At 48.0% G+C, this 400-nt stretch carries 1 protein-coding gene; it reads right to left on the bottom strand.

Translation table 11 applies throughout. The annotated features are described in order from the left end of the window. Positions 1–8: 8 nt before the first annotated feature. Positions 9–400, bottom strand: a 392-nt coding sequence (gene bssR, locus D4N35_RS17890; RefSeq protein ID WP_369122670.1) for a biofilm formation regulator BssR, incomplete at its 5' end; no start/stop codon positions are given.

Below are 400 nucleotides of genomic sequence, written 5' to 3'. Positions count from 1 at the left end.
CTTAGTTTTCAGGCCTTCTCAAGCATGGCGTGCTTCTGCAGGCTCTGGATACTCAGCGTTAAGCTCATCAGACAATTTTCAAGCTTATCGGCGTTGACGGTAATAACAGTCGGGCAATCATGGTGCCCACTCATCAAACATACTGCGGCTGTCGCTAATGCTTCTTCAGCATGATGAAGAGCACTCCACTCTTCCTGATCCAGATGAAGATTCAACCGCAGCGATTTATCGTGCAGTTCGCGATTCAGTTTAAAAAAGTTATCTCGTAGATGATTGCTTTCGCTGACGGACATGTATCCTTTTGCCTTCCTCAGTTGCACGTATGCGGCGAGGTCAACGCGTGCGTCGATCAACCGGTTCAGCAGATCGATTCGCTGTCTGTCAACGAACATACTTCGAT

Origin of the sequence: Siminovitchia fortis (assembly GCF_003605365.2) — a bacterium.
GTDB classification, from domain to species: domain Bacteria; phylum Bacillota; class Bacilli; order Bacillales; family Bacillaceae_C; genus Siminovitchia; species Siminovitchia fortis.
Note: the sequence above shows the minus strand (reverse complement) of the source record. Positions and strands in the feature narration are given on the sequence as shown.